This window comes from Melittangium boletus DSM 14713 (assembly GCF_002305855.1).
In the GTDB taxonomy this organism is placed as follows: Bacteria; Myxococcota; Myxococcia; order Myxococcales; family Myxococcaceae; genus Cystobacter; species Cystobacter boletus.
In genome coordinates this window covers 5834046-5852462 of sequence record NZ_CP022163.1, presented here as the reverse complement: position 1 = coordinate 5852462, position 18417 = coordinate 5834046, and the positions used below count along the sequence as shown (strand labels likewise).

Sequence of the window (18417 nt, the reverse complement as noted above, 5' to 3'; positions counted from 1 at the left end):
AACGCCAAGGTCATCCGGCAACCACTCGCGCCGAGTGGAGGCAACGTCCGGAGGTCGAGGGTGTCCACCTCCGGACAGAGGCCCGGCTACAGCCCCAGTTCCTCGCGCTTCATCTCCGCCTTCTGGGCGCAGATCTGCCCCGTCTTCTCCGGGAAGTAGTCACGGGTGTGATCCAACGTGGCGGACGCCGCCTCCCAGTTGCTCTGGTTGGCGTAGCGCTCCACCTCCAGCATCAACTTGGAGCACACCCGGTCGAGCAGCGTCTGCGCCTCGCGCATGCGCTCCTGGGCCTCGTAATAAAGGTCCGGCCGGGGCTCGGGGTGCACTTCCAGGAGCAGCCACGCCTCGCGGAAGGACTTCCAGGCCTCATAGCCGTTGCGCGCGCCCACGTTCACGGTGTCCAGGTTCTTGCGCCCGCGCTTGTAGGCCTTGGTGGCTTCCTCGACCATCTGCTCGGGGGACAGCTCCGGCAGCGGAACGCGCTCCAACCAGAGGTTCCAGATGCGCCAGGAGTCCTCTCCGGGCGGGTTGCGCGTGTTGTCGAAGGTGATGCGGTTGACCTCCCCCTTCTTGAGCAACTGCCAGGGGATCATGATCTCCAGGACCCGGTCCTGACTGGCCAGCGTGTCCGGAGGCACCTTGCCCAGGTCCACGCCGTTGATCGTCACCACCACCTCGCCCTCGGAGATGCCCTGCGCCTGGTAATGGAGGAGGGCCAGCGTGCGCGTGGCGGAGGTGTACTCGAACTCGAAGGTCTTCTGGTCCCCGTTGGCCCAATCCACGTCGTCGCCCAGGCCGAACGAGTCGGTGATGATCTGCTCGCTGCTGTTGATGCTGCTGAAGGCCTTGGGCTCGGGGCCCCGCATCACCTTGGCCTCCTCGCCGAGCACCGCCCAATACAGCAGACCCACCAGGGCGAGCACCCCCAGGCCCCCCAGGGCGATGAGGCCCTGGCGCACGGGCGGGCTCGCCTCGAGCCAGAAGAGCTTGAGGTTGCCCACGAGGCCCGGGGCCTCGCGCCGGATGCGGGCGCGCTCCGCGGCGGACAGGGCGCCGGGCGCGTTGCGCGAGGCCCGCGCCACCGCGCCCGAGGCCGGACGCCGGGACGGAGTGGGAGCCGACTCCGAGGCCCGCGCCAGGGCGGCGGCGGAACCCGACGAGGCCCGGGAGGCACGCGGGGGCGCGCCCTCCGGGAGCGCGGGCTGCGCGCCCGTGCGGCGAATGGCGGGCATGGCGCGCGTGGCGGAGCGCTGCGCGGCGCCCAGTTGCGCCTCGTCCGCGCCCTCGGGGGCCAGGGCCTCGCCCTTGTTGCGCTGGCGGCGAGCCACCGCGTTCACGGAGACGATGCGCGTGCTGTTGCCACCCGCCTCCGGCATGGGCGCGGTGGACTCGTTCTCGTCCATGGCCGCCACCCGCTTGAAGACGAACACCACCGGCCCGAGCGTCAGCTGATCCCCGTCGACCAGGGCCTGCTTCCCATTGGGCTTGATGGGCTGGCCGTTGACGCGCGAGCCGTTGGAGCTGCCCAGATCCTCGGCGAAGTAGGCGCCCGCCTCGGCGAAGACGCGGCAGTGGCGGCGGGAGATCCCCGAGTCGTACAGGACGACATCGCACTCGGACACCCGCCCGATGAGCACGGAATCCAGTTCGAAGACGAACTCCTTACCGGCCTCCTTGCCCTCGGCGATCGTCAACTGAAAGCTCATGAAACCCTCAAACTCCTAGCGCGGTCTTCGCAGCGCGGGCCACCGCCGCGCGAATCGAGGCGGGCTCGAGCACCTCGGCCTCGCCCCCGAACGATAGCACCCACTGGGTCAGCCAGCGCTCGTTGTCTCCGGCGACCCGCACCTCGACGCTGCCGTCCGCGAGCAGGCGGGCTTCCTCGCCAAAGCGCTCCCGGACATAGGGAGCGACCAGGGGTGAAAAGAGCACGCGCACATCCGCGTCCCGGCGGGCGGGGTTGGGGACCTCGGCCCGGGCGCCCTCGCGCGGCTGGAAGGGGGTGGACGTCAACCCCAGGCCGCGCATCCGGTCCACGCGGAACAGCCGGTCGTCCTGGCGCGTGAGGCAGAAGGCCTGCAGGTACCACTGGCCCCGGTGGCTGAGCAGCTCGTGGGGTTGGACCCGCCGGGGCTCGGCGGCGTCCCGGCCCTGGGCCGCGTAGTCGAACGTCACCTCCAGGCGGCCATGGATGGCCTGGGTGAGCGGTCCCAGGGCGTCGGGCGCGTCCACGGCGGCGTCGATCTTCCGGTACATCTCGCGGAAGCGCTCTCCGGCGCCCGGAGGCAGCACGCGCTCGAGCTTCTCCACCGCGCCGCGCAGCGCGTCTCCCGCCGCCGGGCGCAGCAACTCCGCCGAGGCCGCCAGGGCGGACGCCTCGCCCACCGTCAGGCGCGGCGGGGCGGACAGGCGCTGATCCAGGTCCACGTAGACGCGGTCGTTCTCGACGTAGATGTCGATGTAGTCGTCCGGATTGAAGGGCGGCCGGCCCACGCAGGTGAGCAGGTCCAGGTCCGCCAGCAGGTGCTCGCGGCTGACGTTGAGGGCCCGGGCCAGCTCCTCCACAGTGATGCCCTGGCGCGAGGACACGTAGGGCACGAGGAAGAGCAGCCGGCGCAGACGTTCATGGACACTCATGCCGCCACCTCCGAACGGGGCGCGTGCTTCTGGAGGATGCGCGCCGCCATGTCCTTCATGCCCTGCCGTCCCGCCTCGGGCGACTCCACGCGGCACTCCGGCCCGAGCTGCATGCAGAAGCGCAGCAGACCATCCAGGAACGTCACCCCCAGGGTCACGAGCACGCCCTCGCCCTCGGGAGCCGGCGTCACCTCGGCGCCGGGAAAGAGCGTGGCGGCACGCCCGGCCAGCTCGCCGGTGAGCCGCAGGCGCGCGTCCAGCCGGGGATGGAAGCGGTGCTGCCAGGGATAGCTGGCCACGTAGTCGTCGGAGGAGAAGCCCGCGGGGACCTCGAAGTCCGGCGTGCGCGGCTTGGAGGTGTTCGCCTTGAGCGAGCGGATGCGGTGCACGTGGAAGGTGCGCACGCCCTGGCGCAGGTGGCAGTAGCCCACGAGTGTCCAGATGCCCCGGCGCAGCGCGAGCCCGTAGGGGTCCACCTTGCGCTCCGTGAGGTCGGGACGCTTGGGCGAGCGGTAGGACATCTGCACCCACTTGCGCGTGGCGCACGCGCCCCACAGTTGCTCCAGGTGCGCGGCGAGCTGCGGGCCATCCTGCTCGGTGCCCAGCTCCATGCGCACGCCCGGGGTGGGCAGCGCGTCGCCCGCGAAGAAGCCAATCTTGCGCAGGGCGTGCGACAGGTCGTCCCGGCCGGGAAAGGCCCCGGACGTGAGCGCGGCACTGCCCGCGGCGTAGAGCACCGCCAGCTCCTCCTTGGTCAGGTTCACCTCGGGCAGGTAGTAGGCGTCACGGTCCACGACGTAGCCGTCGCGCCGCTCGTCGTCGCCCTGGATGTAGGTGAGGGGGAAGCCCAGTTCCAGCAGCTCCGCCTTGTCGCGCTCGAACTTGCGCTCGGCGGCATCGTCGGAAATGCCCCGGTAGTCCTCGGGAAAGTGCTCGCGCAGCTCTCCCCAGGAAATGGGTTCCCGAGCGTCCAGGAACAGCGCCACGAGATCAAGGAGACGTTCGGTCCGGTCCATGGAGAAGTTTTCGACAATGCGCAAAAGCGACGCGTGGGGTCAAGGCGAGGAATCCTGGAGAACAGGCGGGGGCCCGTGCGGGTTCCCAACCCCTTGGATCTACCCGCGAGACGAGCGCTCGGACAACTTTTTACTGAACGGGCAGGCAGGTAGGGCCATGAATGAGGGGAAACGACCTCGGTTCGCTGGGGGGCCAAGCGCGGAAGGGAGTCTCGCGAACGGCGGTCAACTGAGATATTCCTAGGAATCAACACCGTACGGAATGGACCGGAGCGGGCTCGTCCGCCGACACACCAGACCACCAGGCGGCTCGCCTGACCGGAGAGGGATCCACATGACGCGCGCCATGATCAAGAAGGCCTTCCTGGGATTGGCGTTGGTGGGATGGGTCTGTATCTGGGCGCTGCCGAAGCAGGCCGAGGCCGAGCCCTTGTACTTCGCGCTGGAGGTCCGGCGCGAGGGAAGGCTCGTGGCCCAGCCCAAGCTGTTGGGAGAAACGGGCCGGACCGTGCGCGCCGAGCGGCGCCAGCCAGGCGCCAAGGTCCCCGACTACCGGCTGGTGCTCACCCCCACCTCCGAGGGCAGCATGTTCCACCTGGAGCTGGACCTGATCCTGCCGGAGATCAAGGGCCACTCGTCCGACGTGGCGCTGATGCACGGACAGGAGCGCCGGGTGCAGCTCGGCCGCTGGCCGGGGGACCTGGAAGTGTCCCTGCTCCTCATGAAGGTGGACTCGCCCGAGTTCCGGGCGCTGATGGACCTGTCGAAAGAGGCCGAGGAGCCCGGGACCGCGCGTCCCATCTGAGCCCTCCGCTGAGCCCTCCTCCCTGAGGGGAGGACGGGCCTAGAGGACGGCCAGATCGTCCCGGTGCACGGCCTCGTCGATGTAGCGGTAGCCGAGCACGGACTCGATGTCGGTGCTCTTGAGCCCCGCGATGCGCCGCAGGTCCCCGGCGTCGTAGGCGCTCAGTCCCCGGGCGAACACCTCGCCCCGCTCGTCCAGCAGATCCACCGGATCTCCCCGGCCGAACTCTCCCTCCACCGAACGGATTCCGGAGGGCAGGAGGCTGCGCTTGGCGGTGACCACGGCCATGCGCGCGCCCGCGTCCACGAACACCCGACCCTTGGACTTGAGCGCGTGGGCGATCCACGCCATGCGCGCGCTGCGCCGGCTGCCAGGCGTCTCGAAGAGGGTGCCCACGCTCTCGCCGGAGAGCACCGCGCGCAACCGGCCCGGCACCGCGCCCGAGGTGATGACGCAGCGCACGCCCAATTCGGTGACGCGCGCGGCGGCGCGAATCTTGGTGGCCATGCCGCCCGTGCCCACCTGGCTGCCCGAGCCCCCCGCGAGGGCGAGCAGCTCCGGCGTGACGGAGTCCACCTGGGTGAGGAGCTGGGCATCCGGACTCTTGCGGGGATCCGCGGTGTAGAGCCCCTCCACGTCGGACAGGACGATGAGCGCATCCGCCTCCACGCCTCCGGCCACCAGCCCCGCCAGGGTGTCGTTGTCACCGAACTTGAGCTCGTCCACCGACACGGTGTCGTTCTCATTGATGATGGGCACCACGTGGGCCTCGAGCAGGCGCTCCAGGGCGTGCTTCACATTGAGGTAGCGCCGCCGGTCCTGCACGTCTCCGTGCGTCAACAACACCTGGGCCACGCGCCGGTCCGCCCGGCCGAAGGCCTCCTCATAGGCCTGCATCAGCCGGCTCTGCCCCACCGCCGCGCAGGCTTGTTTGCCGGGAATATCCTTGGGCCGAGTGGGGAGCCCCAGCCGCTCCATCCCCAGGGCCACGGCGCCACTGGACACCACCACCAGCTCCCGATCCCGGGCGGCCCAGAGCAGATCCTCGCTCAACGCCTCGAAATGGGCCCGGTTGAAACGCCCCGTGGCGTTCGTGAGGGCATTGGTTCCAATCTTCACCACCACGCGCCGGGCGGCGCGCACCGCGTCTCGTCCCGAAAGGCTCACCCCTCCAGGCTACGCCGGAAGAGCGGGCCGCGGGGGTGTGTTGTACGAGGTCGGCATTCAAAGCACCCGGGGATGAAACCCGGCCAGGGAGCCCTTATGCTCCTGGAACAGACAAGCAGGCTGACGGCGAAACGCGGGCGCCCTCTCTTCCGCGTGGGAGAAGGACACTTTTGAAGGACATCTACGGCAACACCCTCGGCCTCAAGGCAAGCGAACAGAGTCGTTTGCGCAACACCTATCGGCGCCGCGTGTCGCCCCATGAGATTGTTTCCCCGGAACTCGCCCGCCACCTCACCGAGCTGTCCCGGGAGACGAACCGACAGGTGGGCGTACTGCTCAACCGCAAGGGGGAAATCGAACACGTCGTGGTGGGCAACGCCCACAAGCTGGAACTGCCCGACATCGGCCGTGCCCGCGCGGGCCAGGTGCGTCTGCGCGGCCTGCGGCTCGTCCACACCCACCTCAAGAGCGAACCCCTCACCAAGGACGACCTGACGGACCTCGCGCTGCTGCGCCTGGACATGGTCGCCGCCATCGGCGTGGGCGACACGGGTCTGCCCGGCGTGCTGCACTACGCGCACCTGGTGCCCGAGAACGGGGACGGCAACTTCTGGAGCGTCACCACCCTGCCGGATGTCCACGACGGCCAGCCCGACGTGCTCGACACCCTGGAGGCGCTGGAGGAAGAGCTCAACCGCAAGGCCGCCGCGCACCGCGTCTCCGGCCGCGACAAGGCCCTGCTCGTGGCGGTGTGCCTGGATGGCAACCGCGCCGCCGCCGAGGCCAGCCTCGCCGAGCTCAAGGAGCTGGCGCGCACCGCCGGCGTCGAGGTGCTCGACAGCGTGCTGCAGATGCGCCGCGAGGCCGACCCGCGCTACCTCATCGGGCGCGGCAAGCTCGAGGAGCTGAACCTGCGCTCCATGCAGGCCATGGCGGACGTCCTCATCTTCGACAAGGACCTCACCCCCTCGCAGGGCCGCCACATCAGCGAGGCCACGAGCCTCAAGGTCATCGACCGCACCCAGCTCATCCTCGACATCTTCGCCCAGCGGGCGCAGAGCGCCGAGGGCAAGCTCCAGGTGGAACTCGCCCAGCTCAAGTACCGGCTGCCCCGGCTGGTGCAGAGCGACACCTCGCTCAGCCGCCTGGCGGGCGGTATCGGCGGACGAGGCCCTGGCGAAACGAAGCTGGAAATCGATCGCCGCCGCGCGCGCGAGCGCATCAACCACCTGGAGAAGCGCATCGACTCGCTGTCGCGCGAGCGCGAGGTGCGCCGCGCCCAGCGCAACCGGCGCGACCTGCCGGTCATCTCCATCGTGGGCTACACCAACGCGGGCAAGTCCACGCTCCTCAACGCCATCACCGGCGCCGAGGTGCTGGCGGAGAACAAGCTGTTCGCCACGTTGGATCCCACCAGCCGCCGGCTGCGCTTCCCCCAGGAGCGCGAGGTCATCATCACCGACACGGTGGGTTTCATCCGCGACCTGCCCAAGGACCTGGTGGCCGCCTTCCGCGCCACGCTGGAGGAGTTGTACGACGCGGACCTGCTCCTGCACGTGGTGGACGCGGGAGACCCCGCGCGCGACGAGCAGGTGGCGGCCGTGGAGAACATCCTCGAATCGCTGGAGCTGATGCAGAAGCCGCGCCTCATGGTGTGGAACAAGGCGGACCTGCTGTCGGCCGAGGACGTGGAGGCGCTCTTGCGCACCCGGGGCGGCGTGGCCATCAGCGCCGCGCAGCGCGAGGGCCTGGCCGCTCTCCTGACGAAGGCGGACACCACCCTCTTCGCCGAGGGCGCCTCGCAGCACCTGGGCGTCATGTAGCCCCAAGCCGTGAGGTTGCGGGCGGCTCCGGAGCCTTCTACAGTTCCGGGGCCGTGCTGACTTCCTCCGCCCTATTCCTGCTCGCGCAGATCTCCATCCCCGGCCTCGACCCGGGTCCCGACAAGCCAGCCTCGTCGGTGGACCCGAGCTATTTCGACGTGCTGGAGCGCAACAGCCACATCATCTACCCCGCCCTGGCCCTGCTGGTGCTGGCACTGGTGTCCTGGGCCATCATCCAGGCCTCCAAGGCCCAGGACATGGATGGTGCCGCCAAGCTCGAGTTCAAGAAGCTCATCGTCGACGAGCTGCGGCGCTACCCCGCGGGGCTGGAGACACCGGACCTCGCGGAGGCCACGGGGTTGGATCGCAGCAAGCTCGTGCGCCTGCTGGATCAGATGCAGCAGGACAACGTCCTCGTCTCGCACACCACCACCCAGCGCCAGACGGTGTGGCGGGTCAAGGGCATCGGCAGCCGGTACTGAGTGCGACCTTCGTATCCGTGGGCAAGGAGCCAGTTCCCGAGCACCGACTCGGGACGATGTTGGTGGGCGAGCCTGTTGTGGGTCGTCGCCCTGCTCGCCACGGGCTGCGCGTCGCTGACACCACCGCTTGGCCATGAGCTGCGCCTGGAACACTCCCCGGAACAAGTGCAACGTCGGGGCTCCTCCAAGGACGTGACGCGGACGAATCCTGGGAGAGGGGCGAGAGCCATGATGAGCGGCGCGGTCCCCCAAAGCGCCGAGGAGTCCAGACCGCGGAGCGCCACCTCGACCCGTCAAGCGGTCCTCGGTGCCGTTGAAGATGTGTCCGGCTCCACACGCCGCATCGCCGACTCACTCTCCCTGATTGAGGCCCGCCAGGCGGGCATCAGCGGCCGGGCCAACGGTGTGTTCACCCCCTACGTCGCCTATGGATCACAGCAACTGAAATGGCTCCGCACCGCGCTCGGTGGCGCCAATCAACTCGCTCACGCAGCCTCTGAGGTCGATGACCCGGACATGGAGCTCGCCCTGCTCCGCCTCTCCGGCCCACGGCTTGAGGCCTCAATGTCCGGAGCCCTGCTGCTCTCCGCCTGGCTTGATTACCTGAACCTCGTCGATGTCGTGCTCCAGAAGTACCCCCTCTACAGCGTGGAGCAGCTACTCGTGGACACGGACCGTGTACACAAGAGGCTCGATCCCTCCATGACGGCACTCGCCTCTCTGGAGCCCGAGCAGGTCGAAGCCACCGCGGGAACACTCCCCGGAGTGATGGGCCAGCTTACCCGCGAGTTCCATTCAACCCGAGAGGCCGTGCGCGTGGCGACCGAGCGCGGCGGTCAGGTCATCCTGGCGGCGCAGCTCGTGGAGATGCTCGTCATGGCCCCAACGATGAAGCTGACGCTGCCGCGACTGCCACCCGCCGCTCCCGCGCTACTTGGCGTGGGCCTCATGGTGGGAACCGACGGCGTGATGATGGGCACCCAAGTGGTCGTCTCCGCCGAATGGGTGGAGATGATGCGCCGACTCGTTCAGGCGGGTGTCATCTCCCTTCCAGCCGTCAGCGCCACTGTGCGCATTCACGCTGGCCAGGTGATGATGTCGCAACGGCACGACGAGTTGCCGCAGAGCGTGCGCGACGCGTTGGGCGAAGGACCCGAGGTGCGCGGCATGCACGAGACTGGCAAAGCGGGGGCCGGCATGGCCCAACCACCGCGACACCATGTCCTGCCACGAGAGCACCGTAAGTGGTTCGAGCAGCGGGGCTTCACCGGCGAGATGAGCATCGACCAGTTCTGCGTCAGAATGGAGCAAGCCCACCACGAGGCACTCCATGGCGGCGGCAGTTGGCACCTGGGTCGTCAATGGCCCGACGAGTGGAACCAGATGATCATGAAGGTGCTGCGCGACGCCGAGACCGACGCTGGCCGGATGCTGACGCGGAACGAGATCCTGAGGATTGCCGCCAAAAACATGAAGCGCTACGAAATCCCAATGACCTTCACTCCGTGGAGAGGGCGATGAGCGAGGGACATCCCTGGGATGGCAAGTGGAAGACCCGCCTGTATGAGCGGGTTCGCGAGCGGGGCTACGATTCGCTCACCGCCTTCGCAGAGGCGCGCCCCACTGCATCGCTGGTGGCGCTGGCCGAGGAACTCGGGGAGTTCGCCGGAGTGCAGGTATTCAGCGGGTTGGTGGCCGAGGCGGAGCGGAGCCATCAGCTCACACGCCTGGTACGCGGGCAGTTCGTGCGCGAATTTTCCGAAAATCTGCCCGATGGTTGGCCGACCGTGATGGACGACGAAGCCCGGTTCGCCGTTGCCGAGGCGCTCAGCTTCTGGTCCGCGTACACCCCAAAAACCCATGAGAAGCGCGTCGAGCAGGCCAGGGCGGCGCTCCGCGCCGCGCCACCTCCGCCCGGCTGGCGCCCGCTCGGACCCGACGATGAACTGCTCCTCACCCTCTTGCCAGACGAGGAAGTCTGAGCGGAATGCACCGAAGCGGCCTGTGCCTGCGTTGCGTCACCAACGGCTTGACGTCCCCAGACCCGCCTTCATAAGTTGGCCGGATGATGCGACTTCCCAGGCCATGTTTTCCACTCGTCCCCCTCGTGGTCCTCATGACGTCGGCGGCTCCCGCCCGTGAGACGGAGAAGCCCGCGGTTCGTCCCATCCTTCTCTCCGAGCACCCTGACCGACCCACTCACCGCGTTTATGTGAAGGGACAGGTCGTCACCACGCTCCGCTTCAAGAAGGCCGTGGACCCGGACAAGACGAAGATGATCGGCTGGGAGGGTCGGCTCGAGCCGCTGGCGGTGGTCCGCAACAAGGTCCTGCTGGAGCCCATCCACGATCTCGACTCCGATGAGGCGATCCCCCTGGCCGTCACGCTGGTGGATGGAACGGAAGTGGCCTTTCTCCTGAGACCCACGGGGCATGAAACGTGGTCCTGGACGGACCAACAGGTCAACGTGTTCGAGGACCCGAAGAGCTTCCCGGCCATGCACGGAGCCTTGATGCGCGCCCTCGAGGAGAATGACTCCCTGACCGAGGAGAACGCGCGTTATCGCAAGGAGGAGAACTCGGAGGACCACGCCCTGGCCGCCTTGCTGACCTCGGGCGCATTGGCACAGACGCCGTTCAAGCTCGCGCGCTACGAGGATGGTCAGGATGACGGCATCGACATCAGGGCAACCCTGTACAAGGGAAAGGGCAAGGCAGCGGTCGTCTTCCGCGTCAGGAATCTATCCTCCAAACAGCCCTGGAGCATGAAGTCGGCACGTATCCTGACCGTCGCCAGCGGTCGTGAGCGCGCTGTCGCCGCGCGTTCGAGCCTCGCCACGATTGCCCCCGGTGAGTCGGGCGTTATCGCCATTGTCGCCGACAGGAGCGCGTTCATGGAGGATGGCAAACCAACCTCGGTCTTCCTTGAACTCTACCGGCACGATGGACTTCGACAGGTCCTCGTCCAGCTAGATCCAGACCTCGTTGCGCAGTAGGAGCGAAGGCATGATTTCTACTCAGCTTGTGCGCTCGTCCTGCGCCGTCCTGATCCTGACGTTGTCCGGGTGTGTAACCTCCGCTGGCGGAGTGTCGCTTCGTGCGGATGGAACACCGGGGCCGGAGGAGTGCTCTGAGGAGACGCGCAAGGTGATGAACTACCTGCGCCTGTTCGTCGGTGAGGCAGCCGTAGTGCAGATCGACGCGAACCAGTCAGCTCGCCCCATCACGCTGTACGATGGACCTATCGAGAGCCAGCTTGAGGGCGATCTCGGTCTCATTGAGGCACCATCGCGGCTCTACGGCGTCGTCTGGACCCAAGGAGAACAAGTCGTCATCCGGTACTACGAGGCCCATCCGATGAATGGCGGCAACAAGATCCCGCTCTGTGCTGTCGCGCGCCTTGGGATGGGTCAGCTACGCAAGCGGCCCGACTCCAAGCCTGGAACCGCCCTCCTCGACGCCACGACCGCGGCGGTCTTCATCGTGGATGCGTTCAGATAGCCCGGTCTCTCACCGGGCACGCGGTCAGTGCACCAGCTCGGGCAGCCACGCCAACGTCGAGAAGCGCGAAGGGCGCCCGTTGTTCGTGGAGAGCGGTACGCTCTTGTTCCATACCTCCCGCCGCGGGGCCTTGTTAGGTTGGCCCCTCAAGAACGACGGAAAGCCCCCGCGATGATCACGTCCCTTCAACTCCGGCGCTTCAAGGGCCACCGAGACACCACCGTCCCCCTGGGACGCCTGACCGTGCTCGTGGGTCCAAATGGCGCTGGAAAAACCAGTGTGCTTCAGGCGCTCGGCCTGATCTCCAGGCTCATGGAGAACAAGCCCGCGGATGTCCTCCAGGGGGAGTTCAGTCCGCAGGACCTCCTGCGCCGCTCGGAGCAGGCGCCCATCACCCTCTCCATGGAAGGAATGGACGACGCGCGGCCTTGGAAGCTCTCCCTCCATTTCTCCCCGGAGCCACCAGGCGACCGCCAAGGACTCAAGATCGATTGGTCGTATGGGCAGGACGAAGGCCATGTGGGGACGGACGCCAAACCCTTCGAGCACGCGCAGCAAGAGGCGCAGGGTAGTCGACTCGCATCACTCGTCAGTCCGGCGGTGCTCTACCGCTTCGAGGCGGACCGGATCGCCGCCGCTGCGTACAGCGACGAAGAGAGCCCCGCTGTCAAAGCAGATGGAGGAAACATCGCGGTCGTTCTCGCGGCGCTGAAACTCGAGCGTGAAGAACTCTTCGAGCAGATCGAGTCGCAGTTGCGCAAGATCGTCCCGAGCGTTCAGCGGATTCGCATCCGGCGCGTCAAAATGCAGTCCTCGCTCTTTCTTGCTCCCTCCGATGAGCCGCGGATCGGCAACAAGGTCTTCATCGACTTCAAAGGGGCCGCCGATGTCCCGGCCCACGGAGCCAGCGAGGGGACGCTCGTCACGCTCGCGCTGCTGACCGCTCTCTTCAGTCCGAAGCGCCCGCGTCTCATCCTGCTCGACGATATCGACCAGTCCCTTCACCCCCAGGCCCAGATGGAGCTGGTGAGCGAGTTGAAGCGCCTGCTCGAGCACTTTCCGGAGATCCAGATCGTCGCCACCACCCATTCGCCTTACATCCTCGACGCGCTCGACCCTTCTGATGTTCGCGTGTTCGCCCAGCACGAGGACGGTTCGGTGGCCTGTCGGCTTCTGTCGGAGCATCCACAAGCGGAGAAGGCGCGCGGAACCCTCACCGCGGGACAACTCTGGAGTCTCGATCCGGAGTGGCGATGGGTCTTGGGAGAGCGCTGACATGGCGAAGCTCCTCGTCTTCTGTGAGTCCCCCGCGGATTTCGAGACCATTCAGGCCCTGGTCGAGCGCGTCCTCCGCGAGCAAGGTCCAGAGTGGGGCGGAATGCCCATCAAGAACACCCCCTAATCCTCGGCGGGCTCGGGCAGCGGCACTTCCCGCAGGCCCGTCGCGTCGAGATGGAACACTTGCTCCTTGTCGGTGAGCGGACCCATGGACTCCACCGCGAGCCGGGTCCACCAGCCCTCGCCCCGCTTCTCCTCGTGCCGCAAGGCCACCGCGTACTCCCGGGACCAGCAGATGCGCTGCTCGGGCTGGCCATCCGGGATGTACAGGTACCACTCGCATCGTGCCCCGCCCACGCGCAGCACCGACTCCTTCAGCTTCCGCAGCGTGTAGCGCGGACCAGGCAAGGGCAGCAGGTGCGCCAGCGGCCACCAGGTGAACGCCGGGCCCAGCTTCGCGCTCCGTTCCACCGACACCCGGCGCACCGTGTGCGAGCGCTGATCCACCACGGTGACCGCATACGCGGGCGCTCCCGCCGCCCCCTGGTCCTCGACCCATACCTCCAGGAGTGCATCGGTCCGCCGCCGCAGCCGCCGGTCTCCCTCTCGCCACAACTCCAGCGCGTGCGTGCCTCCAGACGGGTCTCCCGTCCTCGCCTTCACATAGAGGTCCGGCTTCGTGGCGAGTGGGCCGAAGGTCTTCTCCCACGACAGACCTCCGGCCTTCGCCGGCCCCTCGGCGAGGGCCAGCGGCGCGCTCATGGCGCACAGCCACACCATGAGCGCTCCCGCCGGACGGCTCACTTGCGCGTCACCCGGGCGAAGTCGAAGTAGGTGAACGTCTTGCCGTTGCCCTCGTCGAGTTGCTTCATCTGCAACACCGCCGAGTACTCCCCCGTGAGCGCCGTATCGAGCGTCGCGCCCGTGGGATCCGTGGGCATCTGGAACTGGAGTCCATTCACGGGGGTGGCCTCCACCGTCACCGTCTTGACCGAGAGCGAAGGCGCCTCGGTGGTCTTCGCCAGGGCCTCGACCAGCACGCGGCCCTGCGCCGTGGGCAACGGCAGGCCGAGCAGGTGCGCCACCGTGGGCGCCACGTCCGTGTTGCCCGAGGGGAAGGTGCTGGTGAGGCCCTGCTTGAAGTCCGGCCCCGCCGCCAGGAGCGTGTTGTGCACGTCCACCGGGCTGAAGCTGCCGTGCATGCCCCGGTACGGCGGATAGGAGTTGTACTCGATGCCCGGCTTGCCGTTGATCTCCGCCTTGTCGTCCCAGGTGAAGCTCACCGTCACGTCGGGGCTGCGGCCCGAGGCGTTCTCCAGGTTCGCCGCCTTGGCGCGGAAGGTGCCGGGAAGGTCTCCGTAGCGCGAGTCCACGAAGATGGCGCCGTACTCCTCGCGGCTCTGCAGGAACTTCACCAGCCGCTTCACCAGCTCGGGGTCATGGCTCGGGATATAGAACTGATCCGAGCCGCCCGGCGCCGCGATGATGATGGCGTCCGCGGGCAGTGTCTCGGGCACCGCGTAGGACGGCGTCGTGTACTTCGCGCCCTTGGTGCCGCAGATGGAGCCCTCGGTGTCCGTCTGCTGGGGATAGACGAAGGAGCCGTCGGCGCGAATGCCGCTGAGCACGGGCGAGTTGTCACAGCCCGAGCCGTCATAGGCGTGGAAGCCCGCGCGGGTCAGCAGGTCCGCGCTTCGCACGAAGCCGGAGGCCGAGAAACCCGTGACGCTCGGCTCACCCGCCTTGTTCTTGCCCGTCGTCCCATCCGCCGCGACGCCGCGCAGCGGAAAGAGCGACAGCGGCCCGGACACCGACGAGTGCGAGTGGTCCGAGGCGATGAGGATGTTCGTCGAGGCGAGCTCTCCCCGCGCCTCGAGCTTCGCGACGATCTGCCCGAGCAGCTTGTCCTGCAAGCGCAGGGCGGTGAGGGTGTTGGCCGAGCCCGGACCGTAGTCATGCTGCGTGGCATCCACCGTGCGCAGCCAGATGAGCGACAGGTCCGGCACGTACTCGGGGAGCACGTACTCGGTGAAGTAGTTCGTCAGGTTCTGGTTCTGCGTGAGGTGGCGGCCACCGCCGGTGTCCGAGGCATCGGGCGTCTTGCCATCGGAGAAGTAGACGAACGGCGCCGTCCCCGTGGGCGCGCCGTTGTCCGCGGCGAGCGTCAGGCCCGGGTGCATGAGGTTCGTGTTCTTCGGCAGCTTGAAGCCCTTCTGCTGCAGGTCCTGCGCGGTGGCGAGCGGCCAGACGGTGTTCTCGTCGATGAGCAGGCCTCCCCGCGAGGCGTCCTGCAGGTAGGCCGGACCGCTCTTGCCCAGGGTCACCGTCTTCAGGCCCGCGTCATGCGCCGCCGAGAAGAGCGTCTTGGCGTTGAGCAGGGGCTCGTGGAAGGTCTCCTCGTAGTAGGCCCCGAGTTGATCCAACAGCCGCCAGTCATCGACGAAGACGGGCGCGTGGAAGTCCGCGATCGCTCCCGTGGCGTTCTCCACCTTCGGGCCCGGCGCGTAGGCCGCGTTGCCATTGAAGCCCGTCACCCCCGGGAACGCCCCCGTCGCGAACGTGGCGCCGTTGATGAGCGTGAAGGTGGGGTAGGTCGAGTGGTTGTCCTCGAACCACACGCCCCGCGTCCTCAAGGCATGGACGTTCGGCGTATCCGTCGGGTTGATGTAGTCCGGCCGCAGACCATCCCAGACGAAGATGATCAGCTTGTTGCGGCGCACGACGGGGTTCGGCTCCGGCTCGTCCACCGGCTTGTTCTTGTCGCAGCCCACCGTGGTGACACACGCCGACAGCACGAGCAGCCCCGTGCCCGCCCAGGTCTTCTTCCAGCTCATTCGCGCAACCCCCATCTCTTTGTTTCGCCGCGTTCGTGTGAAGCCCTTGGCTTCACATCAATTCGTTCTTGGGCTGACGCGTCATCAGCTCCACCACCGCCGCCCGGGCGCTCTTGCCTTCGTAGGCGATGGCGTACACCTGCTCGCAGATGGGCAGCTCCACCCCGACCTTGCGCGACAGGTCTCGCGCGCTCTTCGCCGTCTTCACGCCCTCGGCCACCTGCTTCATGTCCCCGAGGATGTCCGACAGCGCCCGGCCCCGGCCCAGCTCGATGCCCACGTGCCGGTTGCGGCTGAGCTCGCCCGTGCACGTGAGCACCAGGTCCCCCATGCCCGACAGCCCCGAGAGCGTCAGCGGATTGCCCCCCTTGCGCACCGCCAGCCGGGTGATCTCCGCGAGTCCCCGGGTGATGATGGCCGCGCGGGCGTTGTGGCCCATGCCCAGCCCATCCGCGATGCCGGCGGCGATGGCGATGACGTTCTTGAGCGCGCCGCCATACTGCACGCCCACCACGTCGCTGGAGGTATAGGAGCGGAACGTCTCCGTCTGCAGCGCCTTCTGACAGCGCAGCGCCACCTTGTCCCAGGGCGAGGCGATGGTGACGACGGTGGGCATGCGCTGGGCCAGCTCCTTGGCGAAGCTCGGGCCCGACAGGACGGCGATGTACGGATGGAACTCCTCCGGCAGGCAGTCCTCCAACAGCTCCGTCATGGTGAGCAGCGTCTCGTTCTCGATGCCCTTGGCCACCGTGATGAGCGGCACGTGCTTCGGCAGACTCGCCAGCGCCTGGGCCATCACCTGGCGCGTGGCATGGCTGGGGGTGGCCAGCACCACCATCTCCGCGCCCTCCAACGCCTCCGCCAGGTGCGTCGTGGCCCGCACGCGCGGGGAAATGGGGATGCCCGGCAGGTAGGTGGCGTTCTCGTGGCGGGTGTTGATCGACTCGGCGAGCGAGGCATCCCGCCCCCACAGGCCCACCTGCTCACAATTCACCGCGAGGACGTTGGCGAGGGCCGTGCCGAAAGAGCCAGAACCGATGACGCTGGCGCGCATGGAGCACATCTCCTGGGGGTCGGAGGGGGGTGGCAGCTTAGACCAGCCCCGTCGCGGGAAACGAGCTTTACCCGGGGAGCGGAGGATGACGCGCGGCGTCTGACAGCGGGCAGGCGTGCACATTCCCCGTGGCCCACGGGGGGCCGGGTCGGTCTACCATCCACCCTTCTTCACGGGGCACAGAAGGGATTCCGGGATGCGGGCAGGCTGGGGCGTGGGAGTGGTGCTGGCACTGGCGCTGAGCGCCTGCCGCTCGCGAGACGCGGGCTCGGCGGACGCGGGCTTCCCGCCCCCTCCGGAAGCGCTCACCTGCGAGGGACTCGTGTCGCTCGAGGTGCGTGACGCCCTGCCCGGCTTCTCCTTCAAGGAGGAGCGCCCGTGCGCCTCGTGCGGCCCGTTGTGCGTCTTCCGTTCGGCCGAACAGAAGGACGTCTCGCTCTCCATCGCCTACGACTGCCGCAAGCGCTTCGAAGGCGAAGATCTCCAGGCCCTCCTCATCCCGACCCTCAAGGCCGGAGGCATGGAGGTGCCCGCCATGGGCAAGGCCGCGGCACGTCGCGAGCCCGTGCCCGGCATGCTCCAGGTGTCCGCCTGGGATGACGACACGCCGTGCGGCATCGTCGTCACCTGGCTCGGTCCGGACAGGGATCGCGCGCTCGACATCGCGCGCATGACGCTCTTCGCCACCACCCCCGAGCGTCTGACCCAGGCCGCCACCTCGCCCAACAAGACCTCTCCCCACGCCCCTGGCGACGCGGGGACCCCCCTGGACGCGGGCACGCCTTGAGCGTGCTCGGCCGCCTGGATGGCTGGGCGGCCGGGTGGGGATGCCGGGATTAACAGGCCAGCCGCTATAATCCGCCCATGCCTCGCGCCCTGCTCGCCTGCATCTCGCTGCTCACCCTCTTCCTGGGCGGAGCGCTGGCGGTGCGTTTCGCCATGAACGACCCCGCCGACACCGCGGTCTCGCGAGGCTCCCCATCCGAGGAGGGACAGGCCGCCTCCCGGGGAGCCCAGACCGGGACGGGAGCGGACTTCCTCGGCGTCGTCATCCCCAGCGCGTCGGTGGACATCGTCCCCAAGACCGAGGGACGGCTGACGAGCATCGAGGTGGAGGTGGGCGCCCATGTGAAGGAGGGCGCGCCGCTGCTGCGGCTGGAGCTGCAACCCCTGCGCAAGGAGCTCGCCATCGCGCAGGCGATGCTGCAAACGGCCCGGGCCCAGGAGCAGCTCGCCCAGGTGGCGCTGAGCGAGGCCCGGGACCGCACCCAACGCTATGCCCATCCGAAGCTGGTCAGCCTCCAGGCCGTGCCGGAGGAGGAGATCGCCGCCGCGGGCTTCCAGGAGAAGAGCGCCGCCGCGCGCTTGAGCGCCGCGCAGGCCCAGGTGCAGGAGCAGGTCGCCCGCGTGGAGCAGATCCAACAGCGCATCGAGGACTCGGTCATCAAGGCGCCCTTCGAGGGCGTGGTGGCCGACCGCTACCTCGATCCAGGCGCGCAGGCCTCGCCCTCGAGGCCCGTGCTGCGGCTGCTGGGCGCCCAGGGCCTGCGGGTGCGCTTCGCCATCCCCGAGGAAGCACTCCACCGGGTGTCCTCGGGCGCGCCCGTCCAGGTGCGCCTGGGCCGGGAGGGCGGCGTGCTGACGGGACAGGTGGAGAACATCTCGCCCGAGGTGGATGCCGCCTCGCGCATGATCATCGCGCTGGCGCGCCTGGACAGGCCGCCGGGCCCCGAGGTCCCCGCGGGCATGGTGGTGCGCGTGCGCGTGGACCCGCCCCCGGAGCGCACGGCGCTCGGTCCCGAGGAGACGCCATGAAGAACA

Annotated in this window: 18 protein-coding genes; 11 read left to right on the top strand and 7 right to left on the bottom strand. The window is 68.2% G+C overall.

Translation table 11 applies throughout. The annotated features are described in order from the left end of the window. Positions 1–86: 86 nt before the first annotated feature. The 3 genes from MEBOL_RS24560 to MEBOL_RS24550 are packed head-to-tail and all read right to left on the bottom strand — an operon-like array spanning position 87 to position 3653. Positions 87–1706: an FHA domain-containing protein gene (locus MEBOL_RS24560; RefSeq protein WP_095979735.1), complete on the bottom strand. Its 1620-nt coding sequence runs from the start codon at positions 1704–1706 to the stop codon at positions 87–89. A 7-nt stretch (positions 1707–1713) separates the two neighbouring features. Further along, positions 1714–2637 (bottom strand): helix-turn-helix transcriptional regulator, encoded by a 924-nt coding sequence (locus tag MEBOL_RS24555; protein ID WP_095979734.1) that lies wholly within the window; start codon positions 2635–2637, stop codon positions 1714–1716. Then, positions 2634–3653: a helix-turn-helix transcriptional regulator gene (locus MEBOL_RS24550; protein WP_095979733.1), complete on the bottom strand. Its 1020-nt coding sequence runs from the start codon at positions 3651–3653 to the stop codon at positions 2634–2636. The genes MEBOL_RS24555 and MEBOL_RS24550 overlap by 4 nt, the downstream gene beginning before the upstream one ends. Positions 3654–3987: 334 nt before the next feature. Here MEBOL_RS24550 and MEBOL_RS24545 point away from each other — a divergent pair, with 334 nt between their 5' ends. Continuing rightward, a complete protein-coding gene (locus MEBOL_RS24545) occupies positions 3988–4458 on the top strand; it encodes a hypothetical protein (protein WP_095979732.1) in 471 nt (156 codons plus the stop codon). 39 nt (positions 4459–4497) lie between these two features. Here MEBOL_RS24545 and proB read toward each other — a convergent pair whose 3' ends face one another. Next, a complete protein-coding gene (gene proB, locus MEBOL_RS24540; protein WP_170115580.1) occupies positions 4498–5625 on the bottom strand; it encodes a glutamate 5-kinase in 1128 nt (375 codons plus the stop codon). Positions 5626–5795: 170 nt separating this feature from the next. Here proB and hflX point away from each other — a divergent pair, with 170 nt between their 5' ends. The 8 genes from hflX (at position 5796) to MEBOL_RS43770 (ending at position 12832) form a co-directional block, all read left to right on the top strand. Next, positions 5796–7448: a GTPase HflX gene (gene hflX / locus MEBOL_RS24535; RefSeq protein ID WP_095979730.1), complete on the top strand. Its 1653-nt coding sequence runs from the start codon at positions 5796–5798 to the stop codon at positions 7446–7448. A 53-nt stretch (positions 7449–7501) separates the two neighbouring features. Next, positions 7502–7930 carry a hypothetical protein gene (locus MEBOL_RS24530; protein ID WP_245918813.1) on the top strand — a complete coding sequence of 143 codons (429 nt, stop codon included), beginning with the start codon at positions 7502–7504 and terminating at the stop codon, positions 7928–7930. 228 nt (positions 7931–8158) lie between these two features. Then, positions 8159–9451, top strand: a complete 1293-nt coding sequence (locus MEBOL_RS24525) for a DUF2380 domain-containing protein (RefSeq protein ID WP_342747657.1) — start codon at positions 8159–8161, stop codon at positions 9449–9451. Then, on the top strand, positions 9448–9912 hold the full coding sequence (locus MEBOL_RS24520; protein ID WP_095979729.1) for an NUDIX hydrolase: 465 nt from the start codon (positions 9448–9450) through the stop codon (positions 9910–9912). The genes MEBOL_RS24525 and MEBOL_RS24520 overlap by 4 nt, the downstream gene beginning before the upstream one ends. A gap of 134 nt (positions 9913–10046) precedes the next feature. Then, positions 10047–10925: a DUF2381 family protein gene (locus MEBOL_RS24515; RefSeq protein WP_095982977.1), complete on the top strand. Its 879-nt coding sequence runs from the start codon at positions 10047–10049 to the stop codon at positions 10923–10925. Between the two features lie 10 nt (positions 10926–10935). Continuing rightward, positions 10936–11430, top strand: a complete 495-nt coding sequence (locus tag MEBOL_RS24510; RefSeq protein WP_095979728.1) for a hypothetical protein — start codon at positions 10936–10938, stop codon at positions 11428–11430. A gap of 171 nt (positions 11431–11601) precedes the next feature. Continuing rightward, a complete protein-coding gene (locus MEBOL_RS24505) occupies positions 11602–12705 on the top strand; it encodes an AAA family ATPase (RefSeq protein ID WP_095979727.1) in 1104 nt (367 codons plus the stop codon). Position 12706: 1 nt separating this feature from the next. Further along, positions 12707–12832, top strand: a complete 126-nt coding sequence (locus MEBOL_RS43770) for a hypothetical protein (RefSeq protein ID WP_281256586.1) — start codon at positions 12707–12709, stop codon at positions 12830–12832. On the opposite strand, the gene MEBOL_RS24500 is transcribed toward MEBOL_RS43770, so the two are convergent. From MEBOL_RS24500 to MEBOL_RS24490, 3 genes are read right to left on the bottom strand one after another with little or no spacing between them, the layout of a single operon-like run. Next, on the bottom strand, positions 12829–13512 hold the full coding sequence (locus tag MEBOL_RS24500; RefSeq protein ID WP_157775442.1) for a hypothetical protein: 684 nt from the start codon (positions 13510–13512) through the stop codon (positions 12829–12831). The two genes, MEBOL_RS43770 and MEBOL_RS24500, sit on opposite strands and share 4 nt — an antisense overlap. Then, the gene (locus tag MEBOL_RS24495; protein ID WP_095979725.1) at positions 13509–15542 is read right to left on the bottom strand and encodes an alkaline phosphatase family protein; all 2034 of its coding nucleotides are present in this window, start codon (positions 15540–15542) and stop codon (positions 13509–13511) included. The genes MEBOL_RS24500 and MEBOL_RS24495 overlap by 4 nt, the downstream gene beginning before the upstream one ends. Before the next feature lie 52 nt (positions 15543–15594). After that, positions 15595–16596 (bottom strand): NAD(P)H-dependent glycerol-3-phosphate dehydrogenase, encoded by a 1002-nt coding sequence (locus MEBOL_RS24490; protein WP_095979724.1) that lies wholly within the window; start codon positions 16594–16596, stop codon positions 15595–15597. A gap of 196 nt (positions 16597–16792) precedes the next feature. Here MEBOL_RS24490 and MEBOL_RS24485 point away from each other — a divergent pair, with 196 nt between their 5' ends. Beyond that, complete coding sequence (locus tag MEBOL_RS24485; RefSeq protein ID WP_095979723.1) at positions 16793–17383, top strand: hypothetical protein; 591 nt, start codon at positions 16793–16795, stop codon at positions 17381–17383. 77 nt (positions 17384–17460) lie between these two features. Further along, positions 17461–18411: an efflux RND transporter periplasmic adaptor subunit gene (locus MEBOL_RS24480; RefSeq protein WP_095979722.1), complete on the top strand. Its 951-nt coding sequence runs from the start codon at positions 17461–17463 to the stop codon at positions 18409–18411. Positions 18412–18417: the final 6 nt, after the last annotated feature.

Bases quoted from the DNA above. Each gene is read 5' to 3' on its own strand.
- MEBOL_RS24520 (WP_095979729.1), top strand. From the start codon at position 9,448: ATGAGCGAGGGACATCCCTGGGATGGCAAGTGGAAGACCCGCCTGTAT.
- MEBOL_RS24525 (WP_342747657.1), top strand. From the start codon at position 8,159: ATGATGAGCGGCGCGGTCCCCCAAAGCGCCGAGGAGTCCAGACCGCGG.
- MEBOL_RS24545 (WP_095979732.1), top strand. From the start codon at position 3,988: ATGACGCGCGCCATGATCAAGAAGGCCTTCCTGGGATTGGCGTTGGTG.
- MEBOL_RS43770 (WP_281256586.1), top strand. From the start codon at position 12,707: ATGGCGAAGCTCCTCGTCTTCTGTGAGTCCCCCGCGGATTTCGAGACC.
- MEBOL_RS24510 (WP_095979728.1), top strand. From the start codon at position 10,936: ATGATTTCTACTCAGCTTGTGCGCTCGTCCTGCGCCGTCCTGATCCTG.
- MEBOL_RS24495 (WP_095979725.1), bottom strand. From the start codon at position 15,542: ATGAGCTGGAAGAAGACCTGGGCGGGCACGGGGCTGCTCGTGCTGTCG.
- MEBOL_RS24505 (WP_095979727.1), top strand. From the start codon at position 11,602: ATGATCACGTCCCTTCAACTCCGGCGCTTCAAGGGCCACCGAGACACC.
- MEBOL_RS24480 (WP_095979722.1), top strand. From the start codon at position 17,461: ATGCCTCGCGCCCTGCTCGCCTGCATCTCGCTGCTCACCCTCTTCCTG.
- MEBOL_RS24555 (WP_095979734.1), bottom strand. From the start codon at position 2,637: ATGAGTGTCCATGAACGTCTGCGCCGGCTGCTCTTCCTCGTGCCCTAC.
- MEBOL_RS24550 (WP_095979733.1), bottom strand. From the start codon at position 3,653: ATGGACCGGACCGAACGTCTCCTTGATCTCGTGGCGCTGTTCCTGGAC.
- MEBOL_RS24515 (WP_095982977.1), top strand. From the start codon at position 10,047: ATGACGTCGGCGGCTCCCGCCCGTGAGACGGAGAAGCCCGCGGTTCGT.
- MEBOL_RS24490 (WP_095979724.1), bottom strand. From the start codon at position 16,596: ATGCGCGCCAGCGTCATCGGTTCTGGCTCTTTCGGCACGGCCCTCGCC.
- MEBOL_RS24485 (WP_095979723.1), top strand. From the start codon at position 16,793: ATGCGGGCAGGCTGGGGCGTGGGAGTGGTGCTGGCACTGGCGCTGAGC.
- MEBOL_RS24560 (WP_095979735.1), bottom strand. From the start codon at position 1,706: ATGAGCTTTCAGTTGACGATCGCCGAGGGCAAGGAGGCCGGTAAGGAG.